Genomic DNA, 26,425 nt, shown 5'->3' with positions numbered 1-26,425 from the left:
GGCTTTCTTCGAAGCGAAGAGGCCGCGGCTTTCCGCAAAAAGCGCATTATCTGCCGGTGTGGCCGAAGCCTCCGCTGCCGCGAACGGTCTCGGACAGCTCTTCGACTTCGGCAAGTTCCGTCTCCGGCACTTCGTGGAATACCATCTGCGCAATCCGTTCCCCGCGCGCGATCGTAAACGGCTCTTGGCCGAGGTTGATCAAAAGTACCTTGATCTCGCCCCGGTAGTCCGCGTCGATCGTTCCCGGCGTATTCAGGCACGTAATGCCATGTTTGAAGGCCAGTCCGCTGCGCGGACGAATCTGTGCTTCCAGCCCGCCGGGCATAGCGATCGCAAGGCCTGTCGGCACAAGTACGCGCTGCATCGGTTCAAGCACCATCGGCTCGAGGACGGCGGCGTGCAGATCGTAACCTGCGGCAAGTTCGGTCATTTTGCGCGGAATCGCCAGGTCTTCATGACCCGCTAACCGTTTAATTTGTATCAGATGGGACAAGTTCATCTCTCCTCAATGCGTTGATTGCCCGGTCCGAGTTCCCGACCATCGAAACGGCGAACGGTTTGGCAAATAAATGATCGAGTGCAAGGCGGACGTCGGCCTCGGTTACGGCTTCGATCTTGGCAATCGTCTCGTCGAGCGTCTCGTGGCGCCCGAGCATCAGCTCGTTTTTGCCCAGACGGTTCATCTGGCTTCCGCTGCCTTCGAGCCCCATGATCAGACTGCCCTTGAGCTGCTGCTTGCCTTTATGGATTTCAGACTCGCTCAACCCGTTGGCCCGGACGTCGTTCAACACTTCACTGGTCAGCTTGAGCACATCGGCGGTTTGTTTGGGCGCCGTACCCGCATAAATCGTAAAATAGCCGCTGTCGATATGCGCGCTGTGATACGAATACACGGAATAAGCCAGACCTCTTTTTTCCCGGATTTCCTGGAACAGCTTGGAACTCATGCCTCCGCCGATCGAATTGTTCAGCAGTGCCATGGCATACTGCCTCGGATCGTCATAACCGAATCCTTGAAAAGCGAGGCAGATATGATTTTGTTCGGTTTTCTTTTTCCGGTAGACCAGTCCGCCTCCGAAGGACGGAACCGTAATCGGAGATTCGGTCCCGCGGCGATCGAACGAACCGAAATGCTGTTCGAGCATGGCGCGCACATCTTCTCCGAGATTGCCGGCTATAGCCACAATCGTATTGTCGACCGTATAACGTTCGCGAAGGAATCGCTGCAGATCTTCGGAAGACATAGAAGCCAGATGCTCCTGCGTTCCGAGAATCGGCATCGCCAACGGATGACCTTCGTAAGCCGCTTCGACGATCAAATCATGTACGAGATCGTCAGGGTCGTCCAAATACATCGAGATTTCTTCAAAAATCACATTTTTCTCCCGTGCCAGTTCTTCCGGATCGAATTTCGAATTGAAGAACATGTCGGACAGGATATCCATCGCGATCGGCAGGTGTTCATCCAGCACTTTTGCATAATAGCTTGTGTATTCTTTGGATGTAAAAGCGTTCACGTTGCCTCCGATCGCGTCGAACTGCTCCGCAATCGCTCTCGCATCATAACGGTCCGTGCCTTTGAACAGCATGTGCTCGATAAAATGCGAAATCCCGTTATCGGCTTCCGTCTCGTTGCGCGATCCGTTTTTGACCCAGATGCCGAAAGAAACGGAGCGCGAACCCGGAATATGCTCGGCGACTACCCGAAGACCACTGCTTAATGTATATTTTTCCAAAGCTTTATTCCCCTCCTGTGCGCTCTGTCGATAGGTACCGGTTCAAATAAACGTGCAAATTCTATCCTAGCAAATTTTCGCCTTGCACTCAACCGAGTCCGAATGTTTGCTCTTCCTCCCCCTATGGCCGTGTCCGCCGGAGACGTATGCAAAAAAAAGAGCCAGAAGCGAATTCTGTCTCTTTTTTCTACTTTTATGAGAGAAGTCGTTTTACGATTTTGCCGGCGCGCTTTCGGTCAGCAGGATTTTGTGCGACAGATTCACACGGCCCTGTCCGTCGATTTCCGTGACTTTGACCTGAAGCTTGTCTCCGATCGCTACAACGTCTTCGACTTTGGCTACGCGCTCCGCAGCAAGCTGCGAAATGTGTACCAGTCCGTCTTTGCCTGGCAGAAGCTCCACAAACGCACCGAATTTCTCGATCCGTCTAACAGTGCCTTCATATACTTCGCCGACGACCACTTCACGCACGATCCCCTGAATGATCTCGGACGCTTTGGTGATCATGTCTTCGTCGTTGGAAGCGATAAACACCCGGCCGTCCTGCTCGATATCGATCTTGACGCCGGTTTCTTCGATGATCTTGTTGATGATCTTACCGCCTGCGCCGATTACATCGCGGATCTTCTCCGGCTTGATGTTGATGATCGTGATCTTCGGTGCGTATTTCGACATTTTCGTTCTTGGTTCCTGGATCGCCTGCAGCATCTGCTCAAGGATGTGCATACGGCCTTCACGGGCCTGCGACAAAGCTTCGGCCAAAATCTCGCGGCTGATGCCGTCGATTTTGATATCCATCTGGATTGCCGTTACGCCGGCTTTTGTTCCTGCAACCTTGAAGTCCATATCGCCGAGGTGATCTTCCATGCCCTGAATATCGGACAGGATCGAGATATGCTCGCCGTCTTTGATCAGACCCATCGCCACGCCCGCAACCGGCGCTTTGAGCGGCACACCCGCATCCATCATGGCCAGCGTGCTGGCACAGATACTAGCCTGCGAAGTGGAACCGTTTGACTCCAGTACTTCCGAAACGAGACGGATCGTGTACGGGAATTCGGTCTCCGAAGGCAGAACCTTCATCAACGCGCGCTCTCCGAGTGCTCCGTGTCCGATTTCGCGGCGGCCCGGCGCTCTCAGCGGACGGGCTTCGCCTACGCTGAACGGAGGGAAGTTGTAATGGTGCATAAAGCGTTTGGTTTCTTCCGGTGCAACGCCGTCAAGCATTTGGGCATCGCCCAGTACGCCAAGCGTACAGATGCTGAGTGCCTGCGTTTGGCCGCGGGTAAAGAGGCCCGAACCGTGAACGCGCGGCAGCAGAGCCACATCGGAACTGATCGGACGAATTTCGGCAAGGCCGCGTCCGTCCGGACGGACTTTGTCATGCGTAATCAGACGGCGCACTTCTTCTTTGACGATATCGTGCAGGACTTCTTTTACGTCATCCATTTTGTCCGGAGTTTCCAGATACTGCTCAACAAAGCTAGCCACCGTCTCGTCACTGATCGTGTCGATCGCGTCTTGGCGGGCATGTTTTTCGGCGATGCGGACAGCTTCGATCAAACGATCGCCGGCAAAAGCACGTACGGCCGTGTTCACTTCGGCATCGACAGCATGCAGTTTGACTTCCATTTTCGGCTTGCCCGCTTTTTGAACGAGTTCTTCGATTGCGGCAACGATGTCTTTGACGGCATCGTGTCCGAACATGATCGCTTCCAGCATGATTTCTTCCGGAACTTCGTTGCCTTCGGCTTCAACCATCATGATGGCGTCTTTGGTGCCGGCAACCACGAGGTAAAGATCGCTGACTTCCTGCTGGGCAAGCGTTGGGTTCACGACGAATTGACCGTCTACGCGTCCGACAGCTACGCCGCCGATCGGTCCGTCAAACGGCACATCAGAGATGCTGAGTGCAGCGGAAGTGCCGATCATCGCTGCGATTTGCGGCTCGTTGTCCTGTTCGACGCTCATGACGATATTTTGAATCTGAACGTCGTTGCGGAAACCTTCCGGGAACAAAGGGCGAATCGGACGGTCGGTCAGACGGCAGGCCAGAATCGCTTTTTCGCTCGGACGGCCTTCCCGTTTGATGAATCCTCCGGGAATTTTGCCTACCGCATACATTCTTTCTTCATAGTTTACGGTCAGAGGGAAAAAGTCGAGGTCTTTTGGCTGCGTGGAAGCGGTAACCGTACACAGTACGACCGTTTCTCCGTAATGCACCATAACCGCGGCATTAGCTTGTTTGGCCAAGCGGCCTGTTTTGAGCGTGAGTGTACGTCCCCCAAGCTGCATTTCTACTTGCTGTTCCATCAAATTCCTCCTCAGGACATCTATAATCTATGCTAAGTATATAAGAATATTGAAAAATCTTCATTACAAAAACAACCCGGCTGCTGCCGTCGGCTCCAAAAAAGACCATACGGTTCACAACCAGGCTGCTTGTGCAAGACTTTTTAGTTTTAGCGACGCAGGCCGAGCTTTTCGATCAGTGCGCTGTAACGTCTAACATCGTTATTCTTCAGGTAAGCCAGCAGTCTACGACGCCGTCCAACCATTTTCAGAAGACCACGACGCGAATGGTGATCTTTCTTGTGCGTACGCAGGTGATCCGTCAGGCTCAAAATGTTGGCCGTCAGGACAGCAACTTGAACTTCAGGAGATCCCGTATCGGATTCGTGAGTTCTGTGCTCCTCGATCAGTTGATTCTTGCGTTCTTGTGTCAATGCCATCCTAATTCACCTCCTAATTTCATTAAAAGTATCCCCGATAGCCTCGTAACGGCCGGTGAAAGCCAGAGACCAAGCCATGGTTAAGCAGCTTACGCGTGCGCAAGCAACGTAGTTTAGTATATCAAAACTCTATTGAAAAGTAAACCGTTGGTTTATCGGAATAAATTAACCTTTTAAAATGTTCCGCGCTTCATCCGCGTCTTTTGCAATTTGGGCCACCAGTTCTTCAATGCCCGCAAACTTGCGTTCGGAACGGATAAAACGTACCAGATCGATCCACACTTCTTCTCCATAGATACTGCGGTCGAAATCAAACAGATGCGTTTCGAACGTAGGTTTGATATGGCCGTCCGTAAACGTAGGTTTGACTCCCACGTTCATCACCCCATCCAGCACTTCGCTTCCCAAGCCCAGACGCACGGCATATACGCCTTTGGCCGGAAGGACATAGTGACCGGAAGGATCGACGTTGGCTGTCGGAAAGCCGATCGTTCGACCGCGTTTGTCACCGCCTACGACCGTACCTCGAACCCGATAAGGGCGGCCCAGCCAATGAGCGGCTTTCTCGGCATCGCCTGCTTTGAGCGCGGCGCGAATACCGGAACTGCCGACCTTCTCGCCTTCCAGCAGAAAAGGAGCGACGGTCTCGACCGAAATCTTTCCACCGCTGAGCGGAGCGATCTTCTCCGAAGTACCTGCACCTTGAAAACCGAAACGGAAATCGAATCCGACGACTGCCGTTTCCACTTCAAGAGGCATGAGTACCCGATTGACAAAATCGGACGGAGTTACTTTGGAGAATTCCGGCGTAAACTCGCCCACATACAGATAATCGACACCCAGCTGCTCCAGAATCCGCTCTTTGTCCGGCAGCGGAGTCAGATAGCCTTCGTAGTCGCCTTTGCCCATGACGTCTTTCGGATGGGGATGGAACGTCAGCACCGCGACCGGAAGCCCAAGGCTGCGCCCCAATTCCAATGCACGCCGGATGACGCTGACATGTCCCAGATGAAGTCCGTCAAACTGTCCGATCGCCATAACCTGCCGTCCGACGGGGATGGACTCTCCAACCCCGGTTAAAGGATAAGTTAGCGTTACCGTCTTCACTTTTCGATCACCTGCATTTTCCGCCGATCGCCGTTCCGGATCACTGCTTCTCTTCGCCCGAGCGCTGCGCGCTCAGGGAAGAAAGACTTTGACCGGAACGACTTTGCCGGCTTCTTCGTCCCATCTGTAAATCCCGATAAAGCGGTCGTCCGGCGTATACAGCCGGAATTCGCGATCAAGCCCTTCCGCCGAAGGCAGAACTGCCCAAGCCGGAAGTTTCTGTCCTTGAAGCGCATTGATCATCTTACGTTCGTCCACCGTATGCTCCGGCATATGCAAAGCCGCTTTATCGGCGCGAATCAGCACTTCCTGAAGCGTGCCCGCTTCTACCCGCTCTGCAATTTCTTCAAAAGTCAGGCAGCGGTCGAGGGAAAGACCGGCAGACTGCGTACGCTCCAAGCGGGCCATTGTCGAAGGCACGCCCAGCTTGGCGCCGAGATCGACGCAAAGCGTACGGATGTAGGTACCTTTGGAACACAATACGCGAAGTGACACTTCGGGCTGGTCGCCTGCGGCAAAACCGGTTACTTCCAGCTCGTGAATCACGACTTCGCGCGCTTTGCGTTCAACCGTCTTGCCTTCCCGGGCCAACTCGTACAGCCGTTTACCGTCGACTTTGACCGCCGAGTACATCGGAGGTGTCTGCATGATCGGACCGATAAAATCGTTGATTGCTTCTCGGACCTGCATTTCGGTAATGCCGGTCTTCGGCATCTCTTCGATCACCGTACCTGTCAGATCTTCGGTATCGGTCGCAATTCCGAATTTGAGGACTGCCTGGTATTCTTTGGGCATTTCCTGCAAATACTCCACCATCCGCGTAGCGCGGCCCAGGCAAAGCGGAAGTACGCCGGTCACCGAAGGATCCAGCGTCCCGGTATGGCCGATCCTTTTCATCTGGAGCAGTCTGCGGCACTTGGAGACGACATCGTGGGAAGTCATTCCCGCCGGCTTGTGTACCGGAAGCACACCGTCGAAATCGTTCATAGCGATTGTCCGATTCTGGCAATTACCCGTTGGGTCACTTCCGCAAGCGAACCTTCCAGACGGCAGCCGGCCGCGCGGACGTGGCCGCCGCCGCCAAACTCGGCGGCGATGGCAGCAACGTCTACTTTGCCCGCCGAACGCATACTGGCTTTGACCGCATCGCCATTGATCACTTTGAACAGAACGCCCACTTCAACGCCCTGAATATTGCGCGGATAGTTTACGATACCTTCCAGATCTTCATTGGAGGCTCCGGTTTGCATCATATGTTCCGGTGTCACATGCACCCAGGCCACTTTTCCGTCATTCGACATCTTCAGTGTAGCGAGAGCCTGCGTCAATACATCGAACTGCGGCTTGGTCAGCTGCTCCAGCAGCGAATCCGCCAAATCGGGTCCGTTGACTCCGAGTTCCAGAAGATGCGAAGCGATCCGCATGACTTTGGGCGAAGTGCTGGAATAACGAAAACCGCCTGTATCGGTAAGAATACCGGTATAAAGCATTTCTGCAAGATCCCGGTCCCATTCCAATTCGAATGAAGCCAGCAGATCGTACAAAATCTCTGCCGTCGCAGCCGCATCCGCCTTGATCAGGGTCTGGGTTCCGTATTCGTCGTTAGTCGGATGATGATCGATATTGAGCATATTCGCTCCGTCTTCCATCCAATCCGAGACCAAACCTACCCGTTTGAAGTCCGCACAATCCACACAGATCACGTTGCCGTAGGTCCGGGTACGCTCCGTCACACTCATATTGAGAATTCGGTCCGCTCCGTTCATGTACATCATGCGCTGGGGAATAGGGCCTTCATTGATCAACGTGAAGGTTTTGCCTAAACGCGAGAGAAGCCAGCCCACCGCAAGGGTGGAACTGACTGCATCTCCGTCGGGCTGTACGTGCGCCACGACCAGGAAATCATCGTGCTCTTCGATAAATCGTCGCGCATCGATCAATTCCTGCTCATACGTCCGCATCGCCGTCTCCTTTATTGTCCGGACTGGCTTTTTCCGGTTCGTTCGTCTTGATTTGTCCCAGAAGAGTCTCGATCTTGTTGCCGTAGGCAATCGACTCGTCCAGATAGAACAGCAAGCTTGGCGTATGGCGCAGCCGGATTCTTTTTCCGATTTCGCTGCGAAGGAAACCTGTCGCTTTGGCGATTCCCGCCAAAGATTGCTGCTTCGCTTCTTCATCGCCCAGAATGCTCAGATACACGTTTGCTTCGGACAGATCGCCCGTCACCTCTACATCGGTGACGGTCACAAATCCGATCCGTGGATCTTTCAATTCGCTTTGGATAAGCTGGCTGAGTTCCTTTTTGATTTCTTCCGCAACACGGCCTACTCTGATCTTAGCCATTTGTTTTCACCCACCTTTTAGCGCTCGACGGCCTCCATCACATATGCCTCGATGATGTCGCCTTCTTTGATATCGTTGTAATCGAGCGTAATCCCGCACTCGTAGCCTTGGGCTACTTCTTTGGCGTCGTCTTTGTAACGCTTCAGGGAGTCGATTTTGCCTTCGTAGATCACGATGCCGCCGCGGATCAGACGAGCTTCCGCATTGCGCGCAATTTTGCCCTGGATAACCATGGAGCCCGCGATTACGCCGACTTTGGTAACTTTGAACGTACTGCGGACTTCGGCTTGGCCGATGACCGTTTCTTTGAAGATCGGATCGAGCATGCCTTTCATGGCTTGTTCGATTTCTTCGATTACGTTGTAGATGACGCGGTGCAGACGAATGTCGACTTTCTCCTGCTCGGCCGTCAGCGCTGCCTGGTTGTCCGGGCGAACGTTGAAACCGATCACGATGGCATTGGAAGCCGCCGCAAGGATAATATCCGATTCGTTAATGGCACCGGCACCGCTGTGGATAATCTTGACGCGAACGCCTTCGACTTCGATCTTAGCAAGCGATCCTTTGAGCGCTTCGACCGAACCCTGTACGTCGCCTTTGATGATAACGTTAAGGTCTTTGATCTCGCCGTCCTTGATATGCTTGAACAGATCGTCAAGCGTAACGCGGGTGTTGGCGCCCATATCGGATTCGCGCTGCGTAATCGAACGCTTGTCGGCGATGCTGCGCGCTTTGCGCTCGTCTTCGAAGACCATGAACGGATCGCCCGCCTGCGGCACTTCGGTCAGACCCGTAATTTCGACCGGAGTCGAAGGGCCCACTTCCTTCAGACGGCGGCCTTTGTCGTTCACCATCGCCCGGATACGGCCGAAGCAGTTACCGGCTACGAAGGCGTCGCCCACTTTGAGCGTACCGTGCTGAACGAGAATACGAGCAACCGGTCCGCGGCCTTTATCCAGCTCGGCTTCGATGACCGTACCGCGCGCACGCTTGTCCGGATTCGCTTTGTAGTCGTTGACTTCGGCTACGAGCAAGATCATTTCAAGCAGGCCTTCAAGGCCCATTCTTTGCTTCGCGGAAACGTTGACGAAGATCGTGTCGCCGCCCCACTCTTCCGGAACGAGGCCGTACTCGGTCAGTTCCTGCTTGACGCGGTCCGGATCGGCACCCGGCTTGTCGATTTTGTTGACCGCTACGATGATCGGCAGGTTCGCCGCTTTCGCGTGGTTAACGGCTTCGACCGTCTGAGGCATAACGCCGTCGTCGGCCGCTACAACGATAATCGTCATATCGGTAACCTGGGCACCACGGGCACGCATCGCTGTGAAAGCTTCATGACCCGGTGTATCGAGGAAAGTAATTTTTTTGTTGTTAATTTCGACTTGATAAGCGCCGATATGTTGAGTGATACCGCCGGCTTCGCCGCCGGTTACGTTCGTCGAACGAATCGCGTCGAGCAGAGTCGTTTTACCGTGGTCGACGTGACCCATGATGGTAACGACCGGAGGACGTTCTTGCAGATCCGTCTCTTCGTCGGTTTCTTCAAGCGTTTCGAAACGATCGTCTTCGACCGGAATCTTGATCTCGACTTCAACGCCGAAATCGCCTGCGAGCAGTTGGATCGTTTCCAGATCGAGTTCTTGGTTGATCGTTGCCATGACTCCGAGCATGATCAGCTTCTTGATGACTTCCGAAGCATCCTTATGCAGAAGTTTGGCTGTTTCGCCAACAGTCATTGTACCGCGTACAATGATTTTCTTCGGCGTATTGTCGATCTTTTCTCTTGGCGGCTGGTTGCGATTGCCTCCGCGCCCGCCTTTGCCTCCACGTCCGCCTTGACCACCGCGGAATCCGCCACGGCTGTCGTCGGAACGGCGCTGACCGCCTGGACGTCCGCCTTGACCGCCGCTGCGCTGTCCGCCCGGGCCGCCGCTGCTGCGGTTGCCTCCTTGGCCGCCTTGACCACCGCCGCTGCTGCGATTGCCGCTGTAGCTGCTGGTCGAAGAAGTGGTGCTGCGTCCTTGCGAAGAAGCGCCTGCAGGACGGTTTTGCGAACCGGTGCTAGGACCTGTTCCCGTACCTGCCGGACGCGAACTCGATGTGCCTTGACCGCCGGTGCGGCTGCCTTGGCTGCTTGGGCCGCCGCTTGGACGTTGGCCTTGACCGCCGGAAGCCGGACGGCTTGTTCCGCCGCTCTGAGGACGACTTTGTCCTCCGCTTACGGGTGAAGAACTGCGGGTGCCCTGAGGACGGTTACCGCCTTGACTTTGCGACTGACTACTGTTTGGGGTTTGAGGTTTATTATTCATACCTACCTGCTTTTCTTGTGAATTTTTTATTTGACTATCACCGTTCGATTGCGGCTTACTGCTTGGAGATGCCGGTTTAGAGGCGTTCGACTTGATCTTTTGAAAAAATTGTTCCACTTTGCCGATCGCCTCCGGTTCCATCACACTCATGTGATTGTTCACCGGCATTTCGAGTCTTTTCAAAATGGTAATAATTTCTTTGCTGCTCATGTCGAGCGACTTGGCGTATTCATAGACCCGAACTTTGTTCTCTGGTTTACTCAATATACTCCACCTCCGACGTTGTCCCCAGTTTCCTGCGGATCATGTCGGCGAACCCCTGGTCCGTTAGTGCAAACACGAGTCTTTCCGGCTTGCCGATGCTTGCACCGAGACGTTCTCGGTCGAAACCGATCAGCAGGGGAACGCCGTACGTTCCGCACTTGTCTCGAAACTTCTTTTGGGTGTTGGACGAGGCGTCGCCGGCCAAAACGATCAATTTGGCTTCGCGCGACCGGATGGCTCTAAGGACCAATTCGTCTCCGGTAACCATCTTTCCGGCGCGCATGGCCAGCCCCAGTCCCGAAAGCTCATTATTCATCGTCTGCTTCTTTCTCCTGTAACTCCCGGAATTGTTGTTCGACCCGGATAAAATCCCGGGCGAGCTCTTCGTAAATTTCGGCCGGTACCTGCTGTTTCAGCGCGCGGTCGAGCGACTTGTTCTTCTGAGCAAGCTTGAAGCAGTCCGCATCCGCACGCAGATAAGCGCCTCTACCGGATTTTTTGCCCGTCAAATCGATCTCGATCCGGCCTTCCGGTGTACGGACGACCCGGATCAATTCCTTTTTGGGCAGCATTTCCTGGCTCGCTACGCATTTACGCAGCGGCACTTTTTTTGTTTTCATGTTTGAATCCCCCGCTTTCGCCGAATCCGGCTATCAGTCGAAGGACGCGGAGTCCTGCGAAACTTCGCTGTCGTACGTGCGCGCTCTGCCGAACTCTTCCTCCGCCTGCGTTTCACTCTTGATATCGATTTTCCAGCCCGTCAGCTTCGCCGCAAGGCGTGCATTTTGGCCTTTGATTCCGATGGCAAGCGACAGCTGATAATCCGGCACGATGACGCGGGCCATTTTCTCGGCTTCAAACACTTCGACTTCGATAACCTTAGACGGACTAAGGGCATTGGCCACATAATCTTCCACGCTCTCGGAGTAATTGACGATGTCGATTTTTTCTCCGCGCAGCTCGTTTACGATCGTCTGTACGCGGACACCCTTGGGGCCCACGCACGAACCCACCGGATCCACTTCGGGATTGCGGGAGTAAACCGCAATCTTGGAGCGGAATCCCGCTTCGCGGGCGACCGACTTGATTTCGACGACTCCGTCGAAAATTTCCGGCACCTCGAGTTCGAACAAACGCTTCAACAATCCCGGATGAGTCCGCGACAGAATGATTTGTGGTCCCTTGGTGGTGTTCTCCACTTTGGTAATATACCCTTTGATCCGTTCGTTATGCGCGAACTTCTCTCCCGGCATCAATTCGGTCAGCGGCAGTGCCGCTTCGATCTTGCCGAGATCGACGTACAGATTGCGGGCATCCATGCGCTGCACGGTACCTGTCACGATATCTTCCGTCTTGTCGACGAACGCATTGTAGATCAGACCGCGTTCGGCTTCCCGTATACGCTGCGTCACGACCTGTTTCGCCGTTTGAGCGGCGATACGGCCGAAATCGCGAGGCGTCACTTCGAGTTCCGCGATATCGTCGATCTGCAGGTGCGGGTTGATCTCCCGCGCGCCTTCGAGCGATATTTCGGTTCTGTCGTCGAGAATTTCCTCTGCAACCAATTTGCGCGCATATACTTTGATTACCCCAGTATTGCGATTCATATCCACACGCACATTCTGAGCCGTATTGAAATTGCGCTTGTAACTGGAGATCAACGCCGCTTCAATCGCTTCAAAAAGAATTTCCTTGCTGATTCCCTTCTCGCGCTCAAGCTCGTTCAAAGCCTCTATGAAATCCGTACTCATTTCCCCAACGCTCCCCCTTTCAGGACTATCTATATTTAGAAGATAATAGCCAGTCTGGCACTGGCGACCTTGTCGTAAGGCACGGTCGCCTGCTTCTTCCCGATGGCGATCACAAGTTCTCCGTTCTCAAACGAAAGCAGCTTGCCTTCGAATTCTTTGGATCCGCCGATCGCTTCGTAAGTCGTTACGAAAACGTCTTTGCCGACCGATTTCAGCACGTCTTCCGCTTTTTTCAGCGGCCGTTCGGCGCCAGGCGACGATACTTCCAGGAAGTACGCCTCGTCGATCGGATCGTTCTCGTCCAGTTTCTGGCTCATGTACTCGCTGATCAGTCCGCAGTCGTCGATATCGATACCGCCTTCTTTGTCGACGTAGATCCGAAGGAAATAGCTTCCGCCTTCTTTGACATACTCCACATCCACCAATTCGAATCCTTGTTCGATCAGATACGGTTCGATCATTTCTTCTACGGTTGTTTTAATCTTTGGTGTGCTCAAGCATTCACCCTCCAAGCGTTGTCAGGTTCCGTCCGCAAGGGCGGCGCAGAAGATATCAGCCCAAAAGTAAAGAGTGGGTTGCCCCACTCTCTACACAAAGATCTATCTCCCGCTGTGTGTAACTCCAAAATCCTACTCGTATTATACCATAAACCCTTGATGGTGACAAGTACGAAGGCTTTACAAACGCCGCCGCTGCGCTCTTTCTCAGAACAGCGACAGCTGGTTGCTCTCGGGAAGTCCCCGGAAACAGCCCAGTTGGTTAAGCAGTTCGATGATCGTTTTCGAAGCTTTGGATTTTTGCTGGAAGTCTTCGATCGACAGGAATTCGCCGTGGTCGCGCGCAGCCGCAACGCTCTTGGCCGCATTTTCGCCGAGACCCGCAAGCGCCGAGAACGGGAACAAGAGGCTCGTTCCGTCGACGGTAAACTTGTTGGCATCCGAGTGATACAGGTCGATCGTCTTGAACGTGAAACCGCGGGCCGTCATTTCGAGCGCCATTTCCAGAATCGGCAGCATCGCTTTTTCTTTCGGCAGCGCCTGGAAGCCTTTCTGCTCGATTTCGACGATTTTGCGGCCGATCGCTTCGTATCCCTGACAGAACAGTTCGATATCGAAGTCGGCGGCGCGGACCGAGAAATAAGTCGCGTAATATTCGATCGGATGATAGAGCTTGAAATAGGCCGTACGAACAGCCGAGATGACATAGGCGGCCGCGTGCGCTTTCGGGAACATGTACTGGATTTTGAGACAGGAATCGATGTACCAGTTCGGCACTTTGCAGCGCTTCATTTCGTCGATCCATTCCTGGGACAACCCTTTGCCTTTACGTACGCTCTCCGTGATCTTGAAGGCAAGACCCGCGTCCATACCCGCTTTGTAGATCAGGAACAGCATGATATCGTCCCGGCAGCCGATAACGGTTTTGATGTTGCAGGTCCCATTCTTGATGAGCTGGTCGGCATTGCCGAGCCATACGCCCGTTCCGTGCGACAGTCCCGAGATCTGCAGCAAATCCGCAAAGCTCGACGGTTTGGCTTCGATCAGCATCTGCCGTACGAACTTCGTTCCCATCTCCGGCACCCCGTACGTCGCGACCGGTGTACGGATCTGCTCGGGCGTGACGCCAAGAGATTCCGTCGAATTGAACATGCTCATGACCTTGGGATCGTTCATCGGAATGCTCGTCGGATCGACGCCGGTGAGATCCTGCAGCATCCGCATCATGGTCGGATCATCGTGGCCGAGAATATCGAGCTTCAGCAGGTTTTCGTCAAAAGCGTGATAGTCGAAATGGGTCGTTTTCCATTCCGCATTCACATCGTCGGCCGGGAATTGAACCGGCGTAATGTCTTCGATCTCCATATAATCCGGCAGAACGACGATACCGCCCGGGTGCTGGCCGGTACTGCGTTTGACTCCGGTACAGCCGGAGGCGAGCCGGTTCAGTTCCGCCGAGCGCCAGCGTTTCTGATGCTGTTCTTCGTACTTTTTCGCAAAACCGAACGCCGTCTTCTCCGCGACCGTACCGATCGTGCCGGCACGGAATACGTTATCCGGACCGAACATGATTTTCGTAAAGTTATGCGCCTGCGGCTGGTACTCGCCGGAGAAGTTCAAGTCGATATCGGGAACCTTGTCGCCTTTGAAGCCCAGGAACGTCTCGAACGGAATATCGTGTCCTTCGCCCAGCATGGTCGAACCGCAGTCCGGGCAGGTCTTGTTGGGCATATCGAATCCGCTTCTTACACTGCCGTCCAAAAACCACTCGCTGTGCTTGCATTCGGAATTGCGGCAGATGTAGTGCGGCGGCAGCGGGTTGACCTCGGAAATCCCGAGGAACATCGCGACGACGGACGAGCCGACCGAACCCCGCGAACCGACCAGATAACCGTCCTGGTTCGACTTTTTCACAAGCCGTTCGGAAATCAGATAGTTGGCGGAGAAACCGAACTTGATGATCGGGCCCAGCTCTTTTTCGAGCCGCGCGACAATGACTTCAGGCAGTTCGTCTCCGTACATGGCTTTGGCCGTCGAATAGCACGTATCGCGAATTTCCTGATCGGCCCCTTCGATGACGGGCGTATACAGTTCGGAAGGGAACAGTTTGAGCTCTTCGAACCGGTCGGCCAGCTCGGACGTATTGGTGACCACGACTTCTTTCGCTTTCTCCGCGCCCAGGAACTTGAATTCCTCCAGCATTTCTTCGGTTGTCCGCAGATGCGCGTCGGGTTTGTTCTGGTCTTTGAGCGGGCTGAAGCCCGTGATGCCGTGAATAGTGATATCACGGTACAGTTTATCCCGGGGATCGAGATAATGCGCATTGCCTGTCGCCACGACCGGCTTGTTCAGCTTGCTGCCGATCTTGCATACTTTTTCAACCGCAATCTTCAGTTCTTCCGCGCTTCCGACAAGCCCTTTGTCCACCAGATGCATGTACATGGTCAGCGGCTGGATCTCCAAAATATCGTAGAACTGCGCAATCTCTTCCGCTTCTTCGACCGTCTTGTTGAGTACCGCTTCGAAAAACTCGCCTTTTTCGCAGCCCGACAAGATCAGCAGGCCTTCGCGCATTTTCTCAAGCTTCGACTTCGGCATGCAGGGAACCCGCTTGAAATGCTCGGTATGGGACATGGAAATGAGCTTGTACAGGTTTTTTTTGCCTACATTGTTCAACGCGTAGATCCCGCAGTGGAACGGACGGGAGTTGGATAAATCTTTGCCGACAAAATCGTTGAGCCGGCTCAGGTTTTTCAAATTGCGTTCTTTGACGGCTTCGTCGATCAGTCCGTTCAAAATGCCGCCGAGCGCAATCGTATCGTCAATCGCGCGGTGATGGCTTTCAAGAGCCACTTTATATTTGGTTGCCAGTGTATTCAAACGGTGGTTTTTCATCGACGGGTGCAGCAGACGTGCCAGCTCCAGCGTATCGAGTACCGGGTTATGGAGCTCCGGCAGACCGAAGCCTTTGAGCGTCGCCTGGATAAAACCCATATCGAAGCGCGCGTTGTGCGCAACAAGTACGCCGTCGCCGGCAAACTCCACGAACTCGCGGATTACGCTGTCGATTTCGGGCGCGCCCCGCACCATATCGTCGGTAATATTGGTCAGCTGCTGGATATGGTAAGGAATCCGCTCGTGCGGATCGACAAAAGTGGAATAACGTCCTGTCTCTTGTCCGTCTTTCATTTTGACCGCCGCAATTTCGATGATCTTGTTCTGCGTGATCGACAAGCCGGTGGTCTCGATATCGAATACGATATACTCCGCCGACTTCAGTTCTTCTTCGCGGGGATTCAAGACAACCGCCACCGCGTCGTTCACGACATTGGCTTCGACGCCGTAGATCATTTTGATCCCGTTTTTCTTGGCCGCTTTGGCCGCATCCGGGTAGCACTGAACGCCGCCGTGGTCGGTGACCGCAATCGCTTTGTGGCCCCATTTTGCCGCGCGCTTGACATATTCTTCGATCGAACAGACGGCATCCATCGTACTCATCTTCGTGTGCAGATGGAATTCAACCCGTTTTTCGTCCGCTTTGTCCATTCGGATCGGCGGCGTCTTGATCTCCATCAGATCCGAAGGGATCATGACGAGTTCCGGAATCTGCATAAAACGGTCCAGCTCTACGCGTCCGCGCGCTTTGACCCATTTCCCGTTGGCCAGCAGGCTCATCACTTTGAGGTCCTCTTTGTTCTTGGCAAACATCTTCATCTGCAGCGAATCGCTGTAGTCGGTCAGATAGTAAGTGAACAAAGTACTTCCGTTGCGGAGTTCCTTGCTGTCCAATCCGAAGATCAGGCCTTGAATGGTCACTTTCTTCTCTTCGTCCTGAAGATTCTGCAGCGGAATCGCTTCGTCGCGAATATCGTATCCGACCTGGAGCTTGATATTCTCGTCGTCTTCGCTGCCTTCTCCGGCACTGACCTCGGCATCGATCTCGGCCATCATCTTCTCGATTGCAGCCAATTCGTCGCGTTTACGCATCTCGTCGAATTCGGCTTTGGCAGCCGCGGCCGCGCCTTCTTCTTCGCCTACGGTCAACTTGACCTGAAGCTGGAGCCCGAAATATTTGGCATAAAAATCGGTCAGTGCACGGTCAATGTTCCGTTTGCGGCCAAGTTCAAGCGATGTGGCATCGGAAAAAGAAACCGTCGTGACCGTCCCCTGCGTAACGGCACGGGATCTTGCCATCCAGCCGTTAACCGAAGGAATCTCCCGCTGGGCCCATTCGATGAACAGTTTCCAATATTCGTCCACGATTTCGCCCTGCCGATCCTCGCCCGTGTATTGGAACAAGAACCCGATCTTGGCGATATGTTTGAGCCGCTCCTGGATCTGCAGACAAAAGGTCCGATAGATCTGTGCGGGTACCAGGGTGTCTTTGGCAATTACGATTTTCCAATCCCGGTTCGAGCGGCTGATTTCTACCCGGTCGATATAGCCGTCGTTAAAATAAGGGTCCGCCGCGCTGGCCGGCATCTCGGCCTGCCTCATCAGCAGTTCGAGCCGCTGTCTGCGCTCCGCCGTCTCACTCATCGTCTGTCCCCCTTTGTTTCTTAAAAACGAAGAGCTTCCGCGGAGGGCTTCAAACTTTGCCCGCCGCCGGAAGCTTTATTCCGAGCCCGTCTTCATCCGGTTGTCCGGCCGTACCGGCCCGGTCTGATACATCTGTGCCCGATTCGCCGAAAACTCGGATCAATAGGCTTTGGCGAATACGACCGTGTGTTTGGCCGCTTCTCCGCAGGCCACGCAGGTCGATTTGCGTTCTTGGGGATCAAACGGAATGTTGCGGCTTGTCGCGCCCGTTTCGGCACGCACCGTTTCTTCGCAGGCTTCGCTTCCGCACCAGCCGGCGAGGAAGAATCCGCGTTTCGCTTCCATCTGTGTACGCATTTCGTCCAGGTTGTCCACGGAGTGGAAATGTTCGCTGCGGAACTCGAGCGCGCGCTGGAACATCCCTTTTTGAATGTCTTCCAGCAGCTGCTGCACTTCGGCAACCACATTGTCCAGCTGAACCGTCAGTTTGTCGCCGCCAAGGCGCGAAGCCAGCAGGCAGACGCCGTTTTCGATATCGCGTGGTCCGATCTCGATCCGTACCGGTACGCCGCGCATCTCGTATTCGTTGAACTTCCAGCCCGGACGCACATCGGCGCGGTCATCCATATTCACCCGGATACCGGCAGCCTTAAGTTCCGCAAACAAAGCGTCCGCACGCTCGATGACCATGTCGCGCATTTTGGGAGGCCCGATCGGAATCAAAATGACCTGTGTCGGCGCCACTTTTGGAGGAAGAACAAGCCCGCGGTCGTCGCCGTGCGCCATAATAAGCGAGCCGATCAGCCGGGTACTGGTTCCCCAGGAAGTGGTATGCGCGAATTCAAGTTCATTATCCCGGTTCAGATACTGAATCTCGAAAGCTTTGGCAAAGTTGGTTCCCATGTAATGGGAAGTACCGGCTTGAACCGCTTTGCCGTCTTTCATCATCGCTTCGATCGAGAACGTGTCAACGGCGCCCGCGAATTTCTCGGAAGGCGTCTTCTGACCCATAATCACCGGCAGTGCCAAATAATCTTCGGAGAAATCGCGGTACAGTTCAAGCATGCGCATCGTTTCTTCGCGTGCGTCCTTCTCGTCTTCGTGCGCCGTATGGCCTTCCTGCCACAGGAATTCGCTGGTACGCAGGAACGGCATCGTCCGCTTTTCCCAGCGCATGACATTGGCCCATTGGTTGATCAGGACCGGAAGATCGCGATACGACTTGATCCACTTGGAGTACATATGGCCGAACATCGTTTCCGAAGTCGGACGTACCGCCAGGCGCTCTTCCAGAATATCGCCGCCGGCTTCCGTAACGAACGGCAGCTCCGGATTGAATCCTTCGATATGTTCTTTTTCTTTTTGGAAAAAACTTTCGGGGATCAGCATAGGGAAGTAAGCGTTGCGATGACCCGTTTCTTTGAACCTGCGGTCCATTTCCTGCTGAATATGTTCCCAGATCGCATAACCGTCCGGACGGAACACGATACAGCCGCGAACCGGCGCATAATCCATCAGTTCGGCTTTTTTGATGACATCGATATACCAGCGCGAAAAGTCTTCGCTCTGTGGTGTGATTTCGGTAACGAACTGCTTGTCCTGTTTGTCGCTTGCCATGGGTTTCCCTCCGTTTATCAAGCGAACCGCTTCTGCCGCTCCAAGGCGGCAGGGCCGGTTCTTAACCCTTGCTTACTTATTTGGGGTGTTACCCAATTATCCGTTGATAATGCGCAAAATGTCGTTGTAGGTCACCGCGATCATCAGCAGGAAGATCAGTGCGAAGCCGACGAAGTGAACGATGCCTTCTTTGTTCGGATCGATCGGTCTTCTGCGGATCGCTTCGATCGCGAGGAAGATCAGCCGGCTGCCGTCGAGCATCGGAATCGGCAGCAGGTTGAAAATGCCGAGGTTGATACTGACAAGAGCCGTCCACAGAATCATCTGGTCGATCCCCTGGCTGGCAATCTGCCCGGTTGCCTGAAGCGTACCTACAGGGCCGGCCAGCTGATTGATATCAAAACGTTCGAATACCAGGCGGCGAAGCGCATCCAGAATGGCCGTGCTGCCTTTCTGGAAAGACTCGCCCGCAAACTGGAACGTTTCCGTAAAGGAAGCCGTACGTTTGAGCTGCCCCAGCGCAATACCGACCTGAAGCACTTCGCGGCCGTCTTCCGCCGTCACCTTTTTCGGGGTAACCGGAATCTGCACGGCTTCTCCGCCGCGTTCAACCGACATTTGGACTTCTTGACCACCCGAAGCGTTGATCAGCGTCGTGACCTTGGACAAGTCGCCGTCAACCGGCTGTCCGTCGATCGACTGCACAATATCGCCTTCTTGAAGTCCCGCAGCGGCTGCAGGCGTACCCGCGACCACGCTCGAAACTTTGACCCCTGCTGCATTTTCGTCCGGCACTCCCGCGACCTGAACATAAATCAGGAACAGGACGAAAGCCAAAACGAAGTTCATCATCGGTCCGGCAAAAATCGCCAGCGCTCTTTTGCCCACGCTTTTGCTGCGGAATTGACGATCTTTCGGGGCAACCTGAAGTTCTTGTCCGCGCGTCACGATGTCCGCTTTGCGATCCACTTCGAGATGCTGCGTCTCCCCGTCGACATTCAACCGGATTTGCATCCGCTCTTCGATATCCATCCACTCGATCTCGCCGATCACTACATTCCGCCGGGTATCCAAGCGGTCGAGATAAATTTTCTTGACGAGTCCTTCGTCCGACAGCCGCACGGCGATGGTCTGCCCCGGCTGGATCGGATCGAGCTCCGGATCGTCTCCGGCCATCCTCGCATAGCCGCCGAGCGGCAGCAGACGCAGGGTGAAGACCGTTTCGTCTCGTTTATAAGAAAACAGCTTAGGACCGAAGCCGATTGCAAACTCGCGGACGAGAATTCCCGCGCGTTTGGCAAAAAAGTAATGTCCCCATTCGTGCACCGTAACGACGATGAAAAACATCATTACGGTCAGCACAACGATCTGAAGTGTCATCATGTCTGGTCTGATCCTCCCTGTTCGTGTAGCCCGAATCCGCTAAGGCTTTACTTCCGGACGGCAAAATAGAGAAGCCGTATTCGGTTTGTCAGACTCCGGATTGCCGATTATTCGGCAGCCATCCGCCGTGCCCATGTATCGGCTTCGCGAATGATCGAAAGGTCCGGATCCGGATCCGATTCGTGCCGTTGAACGACTTTCTCAAGCGTGTCTTCAATCTGCAGGAACGAAATTTCCCCGCGCAAAAAGCGTGCGACTGCCACTTCGTTCGCGGCATTGAATACGGTCGGAGCGGTTCCTCCCATTCTACCACATTCGTAAGCCATCCTTAAACAAGGGAAGCGCTCGAAATCCATTTCCCGGAAATTCAATTTTCCGATCTCGGCCAGCGACAACCGCTTGGTCTTGAGCGGGATACGATCGGGATAAGTCAGCGCATATTGGATCGGAACCCGCATATCGGGATTGCCGAGTTGAGCGATGATGCTTGTATCCTCAAACTCCACAAACGAATGAATAATACTTTCCGGATGCAGCAGGACGCCGATCTCATCGTAGGACAAACCAAACAACCAATGGGCCTCGATCACTTCCAGTCCTTTGTTGACCATGGTCGCCGAATCAATGGTGATCTTGGCTCCCATCGACCAGTTGGGATGCTTGAGCGCATCTTCCACCGTCACATTGGCCAAGTCTTCCCGGCTCAAATGCCGGAACGAGCCTCCCGAAGCGGTGAGCGTGATCCCGAGAAGCCGATCCCGCGGTTCCCCGTTCAGGCATTGAAAGATCGCCGAATGTTCGCTGTCCACCGGAAGAATCGATACGCCTTTTTCCGCGGCGCGGCGCATAACCAGATGGCCGGCCGTCACAAGCGTCTCCTTGTTTGCCAAAGCGATCGTCTTGCCTTCGTCGATCGCGGCAAGCGTCGCCGGAAGCCCCATGCTTCCGGTCACTGCCGTCACGACGGTGTCCGCATCGGTACCGGCCGCAATCTCGATCAACCCTTCTTCACCGAAATAGACGGACGTCCCACCCGGAACCTGCCCTTTGAGCTTTTCCGCCGCTTCCCGGGTAGCTACCGAGACTTTGGAAGGCTTGAACAAATGAATCTGTTCCAACAGCAGATCAATATTCCCGCCTGCCGCCAGAGCTTCGACTTCGAATCGTTCCGGATGCTCCGAAACGACCTGCAGGGTCTGGGTTCCGATCGAACCCGTCGAACCGAGCAGCGCGATTTTTTTTGTCATTATGGGTGTGCCCCTTTCCGTATCGCTGCGCAATCTCTGTCCGGCTCACTAGTAAGGAAGCAAAAACAGGATATGTACAAAAGGAAACACGGCCAGCCAACTATCGCACCGGTCCAGAATTCCCCCATGTCCCGGAAGAATGCTGCCGGAATCCTTGATTCCGTAGATCCGCTTGTAGGCCGACTGGATCAAATCTCCCATCTGCCCGACTACCGAAGCGGCAAATCCGATCAGCATGGCTTGAAGCGGATTGACCAATTCCGGAGCGGCAAACGAAAAGCCGAGCGCAATAAGCACCGCAATCAAAATCCCGCCCACGGCGCCTTCAATCGTTTTGTTCGGACTGATTGCCGGCCACAGCTTGTTTTTACCGAAAGCTTTCCCGGTAAAGTACGCTCCCGCGTCGCTTCCCCAAATGCTGAGCAGCAGCAGGAACGTCCAAAACAATCCTTGTCCGTCCGGCGTTTCCCTCGAGATGGAAATATAATAAAAACCCAAGCCGACATAAGCCGCACCTAAAAACAGCAGCGATGCCTGCTTGATATTGATTTCGTTTTTGGTGAGCACCGTCGCCGTAAGCAGCAGAAGCAGAAGCAGCCAAGCCGCGTGCATCGGAGGAATCGGAAACTCAAGGTTCCATATATGCCAAGGAAAAGTTAAATAGGCCACTCCCGCATAACCGATCCAGGCTTCCGCACGAAACGGGGCCCCTGTGCTCATTTTGGCAAACTCGTAATAACCGACAAGCGCCATCAGCATGATCAGCGCAGGGTACCAGATTCCCCCCACCACGCATAATCCCAAAAACAACACGCCGGCTACTACGCCGGTTATAATTCGCTGTTTCACCGTTTCATCCTCCGTCCGGGCGACGCCGCTATTTCGAACCGCCGTACCTGCTCACTTGATTTTCGGTGTCTTCAAGTGCCAGGCGGTTATTTTAAACCGCCGTACCTGCGTGTACGACGCTGGTATTCGGCCACTGCTTCTCTAAGATGTTCTCTGCCGAATTCCGGCCAATAGGCGTTCGTGAACCAAAGTTCACTATAGGCAATCTGCCACAGCATAAAGTTGCTGATGCGCAGTTCGCCGCTCGTGCGGATCAACAGATCGGGGTCAGGCATATCGACGCTCTGAAGATGGGCCGAAATCATATCTTGATCGATATCTTCCGGACGAATCCGACCGGTCTCGACCTGACGGGCAATTTCCCGGATTCCTTCAACCAATTCACGCCTTGCTCCGTAATTGAGTGCAAAATTCAATACCAGGCCCGTGTTGCTTTGTGTGAGCCGGATCGCTTCCCGCATCGCTTTCAGTGTATGTTCGGGCAGATTTTCCATATTGCCCATCATGCGTACCTGTACATTCTTTTCGATCAATTCCGAGAGTTCAAGCGCCAGAAATTCCTGCGGCAGCCGCATCAAAAAGTCTACTTCCTCTTTGGGTCTGCTCCAATTTTCTGTGGAAAAAGCATACAGCGTCAGATAGCGAACACCCAGTTCATCCGCGGCGATCGTGGCGCGTTTGACCGCCTTCATCCCGCTCTGGTGGCCCACAATCCGCGGCATGCCGAGCTTCTTGGCCCATCGGCCGTTGCCGTCCATGATGATGGCAATATGCTGCGGCACGTTCTCCGCCGACGGTTCAGCCGGTCCCGAAACTTCTTCGCGCTTTTTGGAACCGATCCACGAGCGAAACCGATTTATCATGTTTTCTCCCCCATGCCTTCAGCTCCCGCGCATGTCCCTGAAAAAGACACAACCCCACCTGGAACGGAGGGGTCGCGGGGTCTTAAACTTCCATAATTTCTTTTTCTTTTGCAGCGATCACTTTATCGACTTCCGCGATATATTTATCCGTAAGCTTCTGGATATCTTCCTGATGGCCACGAGATTCGTCTTCGGAGATTTCGCCTTTTTCCATCTTCTTGATATCGTCGTTGGCATCGCGGCGGATGTTGCGGACAGCCACTTTGCCTTCTTCGCCGAACTTTTTCGTCAATTTGACGAGTTCGCCGCGGCGCTCTTCGGTCAGAGGCGGAATGCTCAGGCGAATCGCGTTACCGTCGTTACCCGGAGTCAAACCCAGGTCGGACTTTTGAATAGCGCGTTCGATTTCGCCCAGCGAAGATTTGTCCCAAGGCTGAATCATCAGAGTGCGCGAATCCGGCGTGTTGATGTTCGCCAGTTGGCTCAGCGGAGTGGGAGCTCCATAATATTCGACTTGAATCCGATCGAGCAGAGCGGGTACTGCGCGTCCCGCGCGCAGCGTGCTCAGGTCGCGTTGAAGCGCCTGAATCGCTTTGCCCATACGTTCTTCCGCGTTTTTCTTCACGCTTTGTGGCATTTTAATCTACACTCCCTTTGACGATCGTTCCGATTTTCTCACCGAGAACGACTCTTTTGATATTACCCTTTTCGGTAATGGCAAATACGATCAGCGGAATATTGTTGTCCATGCACAAGGAAGAAGCGGTAGAGTCCATGACGCCCAGGTTAAGGTTCAGCACTTCCATATAGGTCAGCTGCTCGAACTTCTCGGCGGTGCTGTCGAGGAACGGATCGGCCGAATAGACGCCGTCCACTTTGTTCTTCGCCATCAAAATCACTTCCGCTTCGATTTCCGCGGCGCGCAGCGCAGCGGTCGTATCGGTCGAGAAGAACGGGTTGCCCGTGCCTGCTGCAAAGATCACGACGCGGCCTTTTTCCAGGTGGCGGATGGCTCTGCGGCGAATGTACGGTTCAGCGATCTGCTGCATGGCGATCGACGTCTGCACGCGAGTCGGCACATTGATCGACTCCAGTGCATCTTGAAGCGCCAACGAGTTCATCACGGTGGCAAGCATCCCCATGTAATCCGCGGTCGAACGGTCAATTCCGCTCGCACTGCCGGCGATTCCCCGCCAGATGTTGCCGCCGCCGCAGACGACGGCAACTTCGACACCAAGTTCCACGACTTCTTTGATTTGTTCGGCAATATCCGCAATCGTCAATCCGTCGATTCCGTATCCGTTCTGTCCCGCAAGCGACTCGCCGCTGACTTTGAGTACCACTCGCTTAAATGCAGGCTGCATCAATTATACCCTCCGCTTTTTTCCACTGCCTGCGTACGGGCGAGAACCCTGCTTAAAAAAGAAGGAACACCAAGTGTTCCCCCCATACACAGAAGCTGTGATTATTCTTTAATGGCTTGGCCGAATTACTTAACTTGAGCCATAACTTCTTCTACGAAGTTATCGACTTTTTTCTCCATGCCTTCGCCCAGCTCAAAACGAGCAAAACGACGGATCGAGATGTTTTCGCCGATTGTGCTGACTTTTTCGTTCAGCAGCTGCGAAATGGTTTTGTCTGGATCTTTAACGAAAGATTGCTCCAACAGGCAGTACTCTTCGTAGTACTTGTTGATGCGGCCTTCAACCATTTTCTCAACGATTTTTTCTGGTTTGCCTTCGTTGAGGGCTTGGGCTTTCAGGATTTCTTTTTCTTTCTCAAGTGCTTCTGTCGGTACTTCTTCGCGGCGAACGTAGAGTGGGTTAGCGGCAGCGATATGCATCGCGATGTCGCGCGCGAAGCTTTTGAATTGGTCGGTTTTGCCGACGAAGTCTGTTTCGCAGTTGATTTCCACGAGAACGCCGATACGGCCGCCTGCGTGGATGTACGATTCAACCGTGCCTTCTGTAGCGGTACGGCCGGCTTTGTTCGCTGCTGCGGACAAGCCTTTTTCGCGGAGTACGTCTACGGCTTTGTCGATATCATTGTTGGTTTCTTCCAGTGCTTTTTTGCAATCGAGCATACCTGCGCCCGTTCTTTCACGAAGTTCTTTTACTGCGCTCGCGTTTACTGCCATTGTTGATGACCTCCAGATAAGTATTTGGTTTCGAAATTTACTCCTAAAAAAAGGGCGGTTAAGAGGCTATTCACCACCAACCACCCTCTTTTATTAACTCTGCGATCGTCGGGCATTACGTACCGATTCCGGCACAGCCTGACTTATGCAGTTGTTTGTTCGCCTTGGTTGCCTTCGATGATCGCATCGGCCATTTTACCTGTCAGCAGTTTAACGGCGCGGATTGCGTCGTCGTTGCCTGGGATAACGTAGTCGATTTCGTCCGGATCGCAGTTTGTATCTACGATACCTACGATCGGAATGTTCAGCTTGCGAGCTTCAGCAACAGCGATACGCTCTTTGCGTGGATCGATGATGAAGAGTGCGCTAGGCAGTTTCTTCATGTTCTTGATGCCGCCGAGGAATTTTTCGAGGCGATCCTTCTCTTTGCGGAGCAGGATAACTTCTTTCTTAGGCAGAACTTCGAACGTGCCGTCTTCTTCCCAAGCTTCGAGCTTTTTCAGACGATCGATCCGTTTTTGGATCGTTTGGAAGTTGGTCAGCGTGCCGCCGAGCCAACGTTGGTTGATGAAGTACATGCCGCAGCGTTCCGCTTCGTCTCTCACGGAGTCTTGAGCTTGTTTTTTGGTACCTACGAACAACAGGGTACCGCCTTCGCCAGCCAGGCTTTTTACGAAGTTATAAGCTTCGTCAACTTTCTTGACTGTCTTTTGCAGGTCGATGATGTAGATTCCGTTTCTTTCGGTAAAAATGTAACGATCCATCTTCGGGTTCCAACGACGAGTTTGGTGACCGAAGTGTACGCCAGCTTCGAGAAGCTGTTTCATGGAGATAACTGCCATTCTCCATACACCTCCTATGGGTTTGGTTTTTTGATGTACCTCCGCCGAAATCATTTCCTGTGGAGACTCCGCCCCGGGCGAAGCACCTTCCGCAGAATCAATCAGCGTGTGTTTTAACACCGTTTTCTAGTTTAACATATGCAATGAGACTGTGCAATCCCTGTTAGGCATTATTTTGGTGCGGTTTTGGTTCGGATCTACCGAAAAAG

23 protein-coding genes are annotated in these 26,425 nt (G+C 53.8%); all 23 read right to left on the bottom strand.

What is annotated here, in order from left to right; genetic code table 11:
• Window positions 1-46: 46 nt before the first annotated feature.
• Window positions 47-499, bottom strand: a complete 453-nt coding sequence (dut, locus tag HRQ60_RS04785) for a dUTP diphosphatase (RefSeq protein WP_425501623.1) — start codon at window positions 497-499, stop codon at window positions 47-49.
• Complete coding sequence (locus HRQ60_RS04780) at window positions 471-1,736, bottom strand: M16 family metallopeptidase (protein ID WP_172194490.1); 1,266 nt, start codon at window positions 1,734-1,736, stop codon at window positions 471-473. The genes dut and HRQ60_RS04780 overlap by 29 nt, the downstream gene beginning before the upstream one ends.
• Before the next feature lie 210 nt (window positions 1,737-1,946).
• Window positions 1,947-4,049 (bottom strand): polyribonucleotide nucleotidyltransferase, encoded by a 2,103-nt coding sequence (locus HRQ60_RS04775; RefSeq protein ID WP_172194489.1) that lies wholly within the window; start codon window positions 4,047-4,049, stop codon window positions 1,947-1,949.
• Window positions 4,050-4,198: 149 nt separating this feature from the next.
• Complete coding sequence (gene rpsO, locus HRQ60_RS04770) at window positions 4,199-4,468, bottom strand: 30S ribosomal protein S15 (RefSeq protein ID WP_141449440.1); 270 nt, start codon at window positions 4,466-4,468, stop codon at window positions 4,199-4,201.
• A 165-nt stretch (window positions 4,469-4,633) separates the two neighbouring features.
• Window positions 4,634-5,575: a bifunctional riboflavin kinase/FAD synthetase gene (locus HRQ60_RS04765; RefSeq protein WP_172194488.1), complete on the bottom strand. Its 942-nt coding sequence runs from the start codon at window positions 5,573-5,575 to the stop codon at window positions 4,634-4,636.
• Window positions 5,576-5,647: 72 nt separating this feature from the next.
• On the bottom strand, window positions 5,648-6,562 hold the full coding sequence (gene truB, locus HRQ60_RS04760; protein WP_172194487.1) for a tRNA pseudouridine(55) synthase TruB: 915 nt from the start codon (window positions 6,560-6,562) through the stop codon (window positions 5,648-5,650).
• Window positions 6,559-7,536, bottom strand: coding sequence for a DHH family phosphoesterase (locus HRQ60_RS04755; protein WP_172194486.1), 978 nt, complete (start codon window positions 7,534-7,536; stop codon window positions 6,559-6,561). The genes truB and HRQ60_RS04755 overlap by 4 nt, the downstream gene beginning before the upstream one ends.
• Window positions 7,523-7,918 (bottom strand): 30S ribosome-binding factor RbfA, encoded by a 396-nt coding sequence (gene rbfA, locus HRQ60_RS04750; protein ID WP_172194485.1) that lies wholly within the window; start codon window positions 7,916-7,918, stop codon window positions 7,523-7,525. The genes HRQ60_RS04755 and rbfA overlap by 14 nt, the downstream gene beginning before the upstream one ends.
• A gap of 17 nt (window positions 7,919-7,935) precedes the next feature.
• A complete protein-coding gene (gene infB, locus HRQ60_RS04745) occupies window positions 7,936-10,491 on the bottom strand; it encodes a translation initiation factor IF-2 (protein WP_172194484.1) in 2,556 nt (851 codons plus the stop codon).
• Window positions 10,484-10,807 carry a L7Ae/L30e/S12e/Gadd45 family ribosomal protein gene (locus HRQ60_RS04740; protein WP_172194483.1) on the bottom strand — a complete coding sequence of 108 codons (324 nt, stop codon included), beginning with the start codon at window positions 10,805-10,807 and terminating at the stop codon, window positions 10,484-10,486. Before HRQ60_RS04740 ends, infB begins: the two co-directional genes overlap by 8 nt.
• Window positions 10,800-11,111, bottom strand: a complete 312-nt coding sequence (rnpM, locus tag HRQ60_RS04735; protein ID WP_172194482.1) for an RNase P modulator RnpM — start codon at window positions 11,109-11,111, stop codon at window positions 10,800-10,802. Before rnpM ends, HRQ60_RS04740 begins: the two co-directional genes overlap by 8 nt.
• A 33-nt stretch (window positions 11,112-11,144) precedes the next feature.
• On the bottom strand, window positions 11,145-12,242 hold the full coding sequence (gene nusA / locus HRQ60_RS04730; RefSeq protein ID WP_172194481.1) for a transcription termination factor NusA: 1,098 nt from the start codon (window positions 12,240-12,242) through the stop codon (window positions 11,145-11,147).
• 35 nt (window positions 12,243-12,277) lie between these two features.
• Complete coding sequence (rimP, locus tag HRQ60_RS04725) at window positions 12,278-12,739, bottom strand: ribosome maturation factor RimP (protein ID WP_172194480.1); 462 nt, start codon at window positions 12,737-12,739, stop codon at window positions 12,278-12,280.
• Window positions 12,740-12,946: 207 nt separating this feature from the next.
• On the bottom strand, window positions 12,947-17,278 hold the full coding sequence (locus tag HRQ60_RS04720; protein WP_172194479.1) for a PolC-type DNA polymerase III: 4,332 nt from the start codon (window positions 17,276-17,278) through the stop codon (window positions 12,947-12,949).
• Window positions 17,279-17,437: 159 nt separating this feature from the next.
• Complete coding sequence (gene proS, locus HRQ60_RS04715; RefSeq protein WP_172194478.1) at window positions 17,438-18,895, bottom strand: proline--tRNA ligase; 1,458 nt, start codon at window positions 18,893-18,895, stop codon at window positions 17,438-17,440.
• Window positions 18,896-18,991: 96 nt separating this feature from the next.
• Window positions 18,992-20,278 (bottom strand): RIP metalloprotease RseP, encoded by a 1,287-nt coding sequence (rseP, locus tag HRQ60_RS04710; protein WP_172194477.1) that lies wholly within the window; start codon window positions 20,276-20,278, stop codon window positions 18,992-18,994.
• A 107-nt stretch (window positions 20,279-20,385) separates the two neighbouring features.
• A complete protein-coding gene (locus HRQ60_RS04705) occupies window positions 20,386-21,525 on the bottom strand; it encodes a 1-deoxy-D-xylulose-5-phosphate reductoisomerase (protein ID WP_172194476.1) in 1,140 nt (379 codons plus the stop codon).
• A gap of 48 nt (window positions 21,526-21,573) precedes the next feature.
• Window positions 21,574-22,374 carry a phosphatidate cytidylyltransferase gene (locus tag HRQ60_RS04700; protein ID WP_172194475.1) on the bottom strand — a complete coding sequence of 267 codons (801 nt, stop codon included), beginning with the start codon at window positions 22,372-22,374 and terminating at the stop codon, window positions 21,574-21,576.
• An 86-nt stretch (window positions 22,375-22,460) separates the two neighbouring features.
• Window positions 22,461-23,237 (bottom strand): undecaprenyl pyrophosphate synthase, encoded by a 777-nt coding sequence (gene uppS, locus HRQ60_RS04695; RefSeq protein ID WP_172194474.1) that lies wholly within the window; start codon window positions 23,235-23,237, stop codon window positions 22,461-22,463.
• 82 nt (window positions 23,238-23,319) lie between these two features.
• Window positions 23,320-23,874: a ribosome recycling factor gene (gene frr / locus HRQ60_RS04690; RefSeq protein ID WP_172194473.1), complete on the bottom strand. Its 555-nt coding sequence runs from the start codon at window positions 23,872-23,874 to the stop codon at window positions 23,320-23,322.
• A 1-nt stretch (window position 23,875) separates the two neighbouring features.
• Window positions 23,876-24,604, bottom strand: a complete 729-nt coding sequence (gene pyrH / locus HRQ60_RS04685; protein ID WP_172194472.1) for a UMP kinase — start codon at window positions 24,602-24,604, stop codon at window positions 23,876-23,878.
• A 122-nt stretch (window positions 24,605-24,726) separates the two neighbouring features.
• On the bottom strand, window positions 24,727-25,374 hold the full coding sequence (gene tsf, locus HRQ60_RS04680; protein WP_172194471.1) for a translation elongation factor Ts: 648 nt from the start codon (window positions 25,372-25,374) through the stop codon (window positions 24,727-24,729).
• 143 nt (window positions 25,375-25,517) lie between these two features.
• On the bottom strand, window positions 25,518-26,216 hold the full coding sequence (gene rpsB, locus HRQ60_RS04675) for a 30S ribosomal protein S2 (RefSeq protein ID WP_141449421.1): 699 nt from the start codon (window positions 26,214-26,216) through the stop codon (window positions 25,518-25,520).
• Between the last annotated feature and the right edge of the window lie 209 nt (window positions 26,217-26,425).

It is taken from the genome of Saccharibacillus qingshengii (assembly GCF_013185195.1).
Classification (GTDB): domain Bacteria; phylum Bacillota; class Bacilli; order Paenibacillales; family Paenibacillaceae; genus Saccharibacillus; species Saccharibacillus qingshengii.
This window is presented reverse-complemented; position numbering and strand designations above follow the sequence as displayed.

Bases quoted from the DNA above. Each gene is read 5' to 3' on its own strand.
- rseP (WP_172194477.1), bottom strand. From the start codon at position 20,278: ATGATGACACTTCAGATCGTTGTGCTGACCGTAATGATGTTTTTCATC.
- rbfA (WP_172194485.1), bottom strand. From the start codon at position 7,918: ATGGCTAAGATCAGAGTAGGCCGTGTTGCGGAAGAAATCAAAAAGGAA.
- rpsO (WP_141449440.1), bottom strand. From the start codon at position 4,468: ATGGCATTGACACAAGAACGCAAGAATCAACTGATCGAGGAGCACAGA.
- HRQ60_RS04775 (WP_172194489.1), bottom strand. From the start codon at position 4,049: ATGGAACAGCAAGTAGAAATGCAGCTTGGGGGACGTACACTCACGCTC.
- tsf (WP_172194471.1), bottom strand. From the start codon at position 25,374: ATGGCAGTAAACGCGAGCGCAGTAAAAGAACTTCGTGAAAGAACGGGC.
- proS (WP_172194478.1), bottom strand. From the start codon at position 18,895: ATGGCAAGCGACAAACAGGACAAGCAGTTCGTTACCGAAATCACACCA.
- nusA (WP_172194481.1), bottom strand. From the start codon at position 12,242: ATGAGTACGGATTTCATAGAGGCTTTGAACGAGCTTGAGCGCGAGAAG.
- dut (WP_425501623.1), bottom strand. From the start codon at position 499: ATGAACTTGTCCCATCTGATACAAATTAAACGGTTAGCGGGTCATGAA.
- frr (WP_172194473.1), bottom strand. From the start codon at position 23,874: ATGCCACAAAGCGTGAAGAAAAACGCGGAAGAACGTATGGGCAAAGCG.
- rpsB (WP_141449421.1), bottom strand. From the start codon at position 26,216: ATGGCAGTTATCTCCATGAAACAGCTTCTCGAAGCTGGCGTACACTTC.
- HRQ60_RS04720 (WP_172194479.1), bottom strand. From the start codon at position 17,278: ATGAGTGAGACGGCGGAGCGCAGACAGCGGCTCGAACTGCTGATGAGG.
- truB (WP_172194487.1), bottom strand. From the start codon at position 6,562: ATGAACGATTTCGACGGTGTGCTTCCGGTACACAAGCCGGCGGGAATG.
- HRQ60_RS04755 (WP_172194486.1), bottom strand. From the start codon at position 7,536: ATGCGGACGTATGAGCAGGAATTGATCGATGCGCGACGATTTATCGAA.
- HRQ60_RS04740 (WP_172194483.1), bottom strand. From the start codon at position 10,807: ATGAATAATGAGCTTTCGGGACTGGGGCTGGCCATGCGCGCCGGAAAG.
- HRQ60_RS04705 (WP_172194476.1), bottom strand. From the start codon at position 21,525: ATGACAAAAAAAATCGCGCTGCTCGGTTCGACGGGTTCGATCGGAACC.
- uppS (WP_172194474.1), bottom strand. From the start codon at position 23,237: ATGATAAATCGGTTTCGCTCGTGGATCGGTTCCAAAAAGCGCGAAGAA.
- rnpM (WP_172194482.1), bottom strand. From the start codon at position 11,111: ATGAAAACAAAAAAAGTGCCGCTGCGTAAATGCGTAGCGAGCCAGGAA.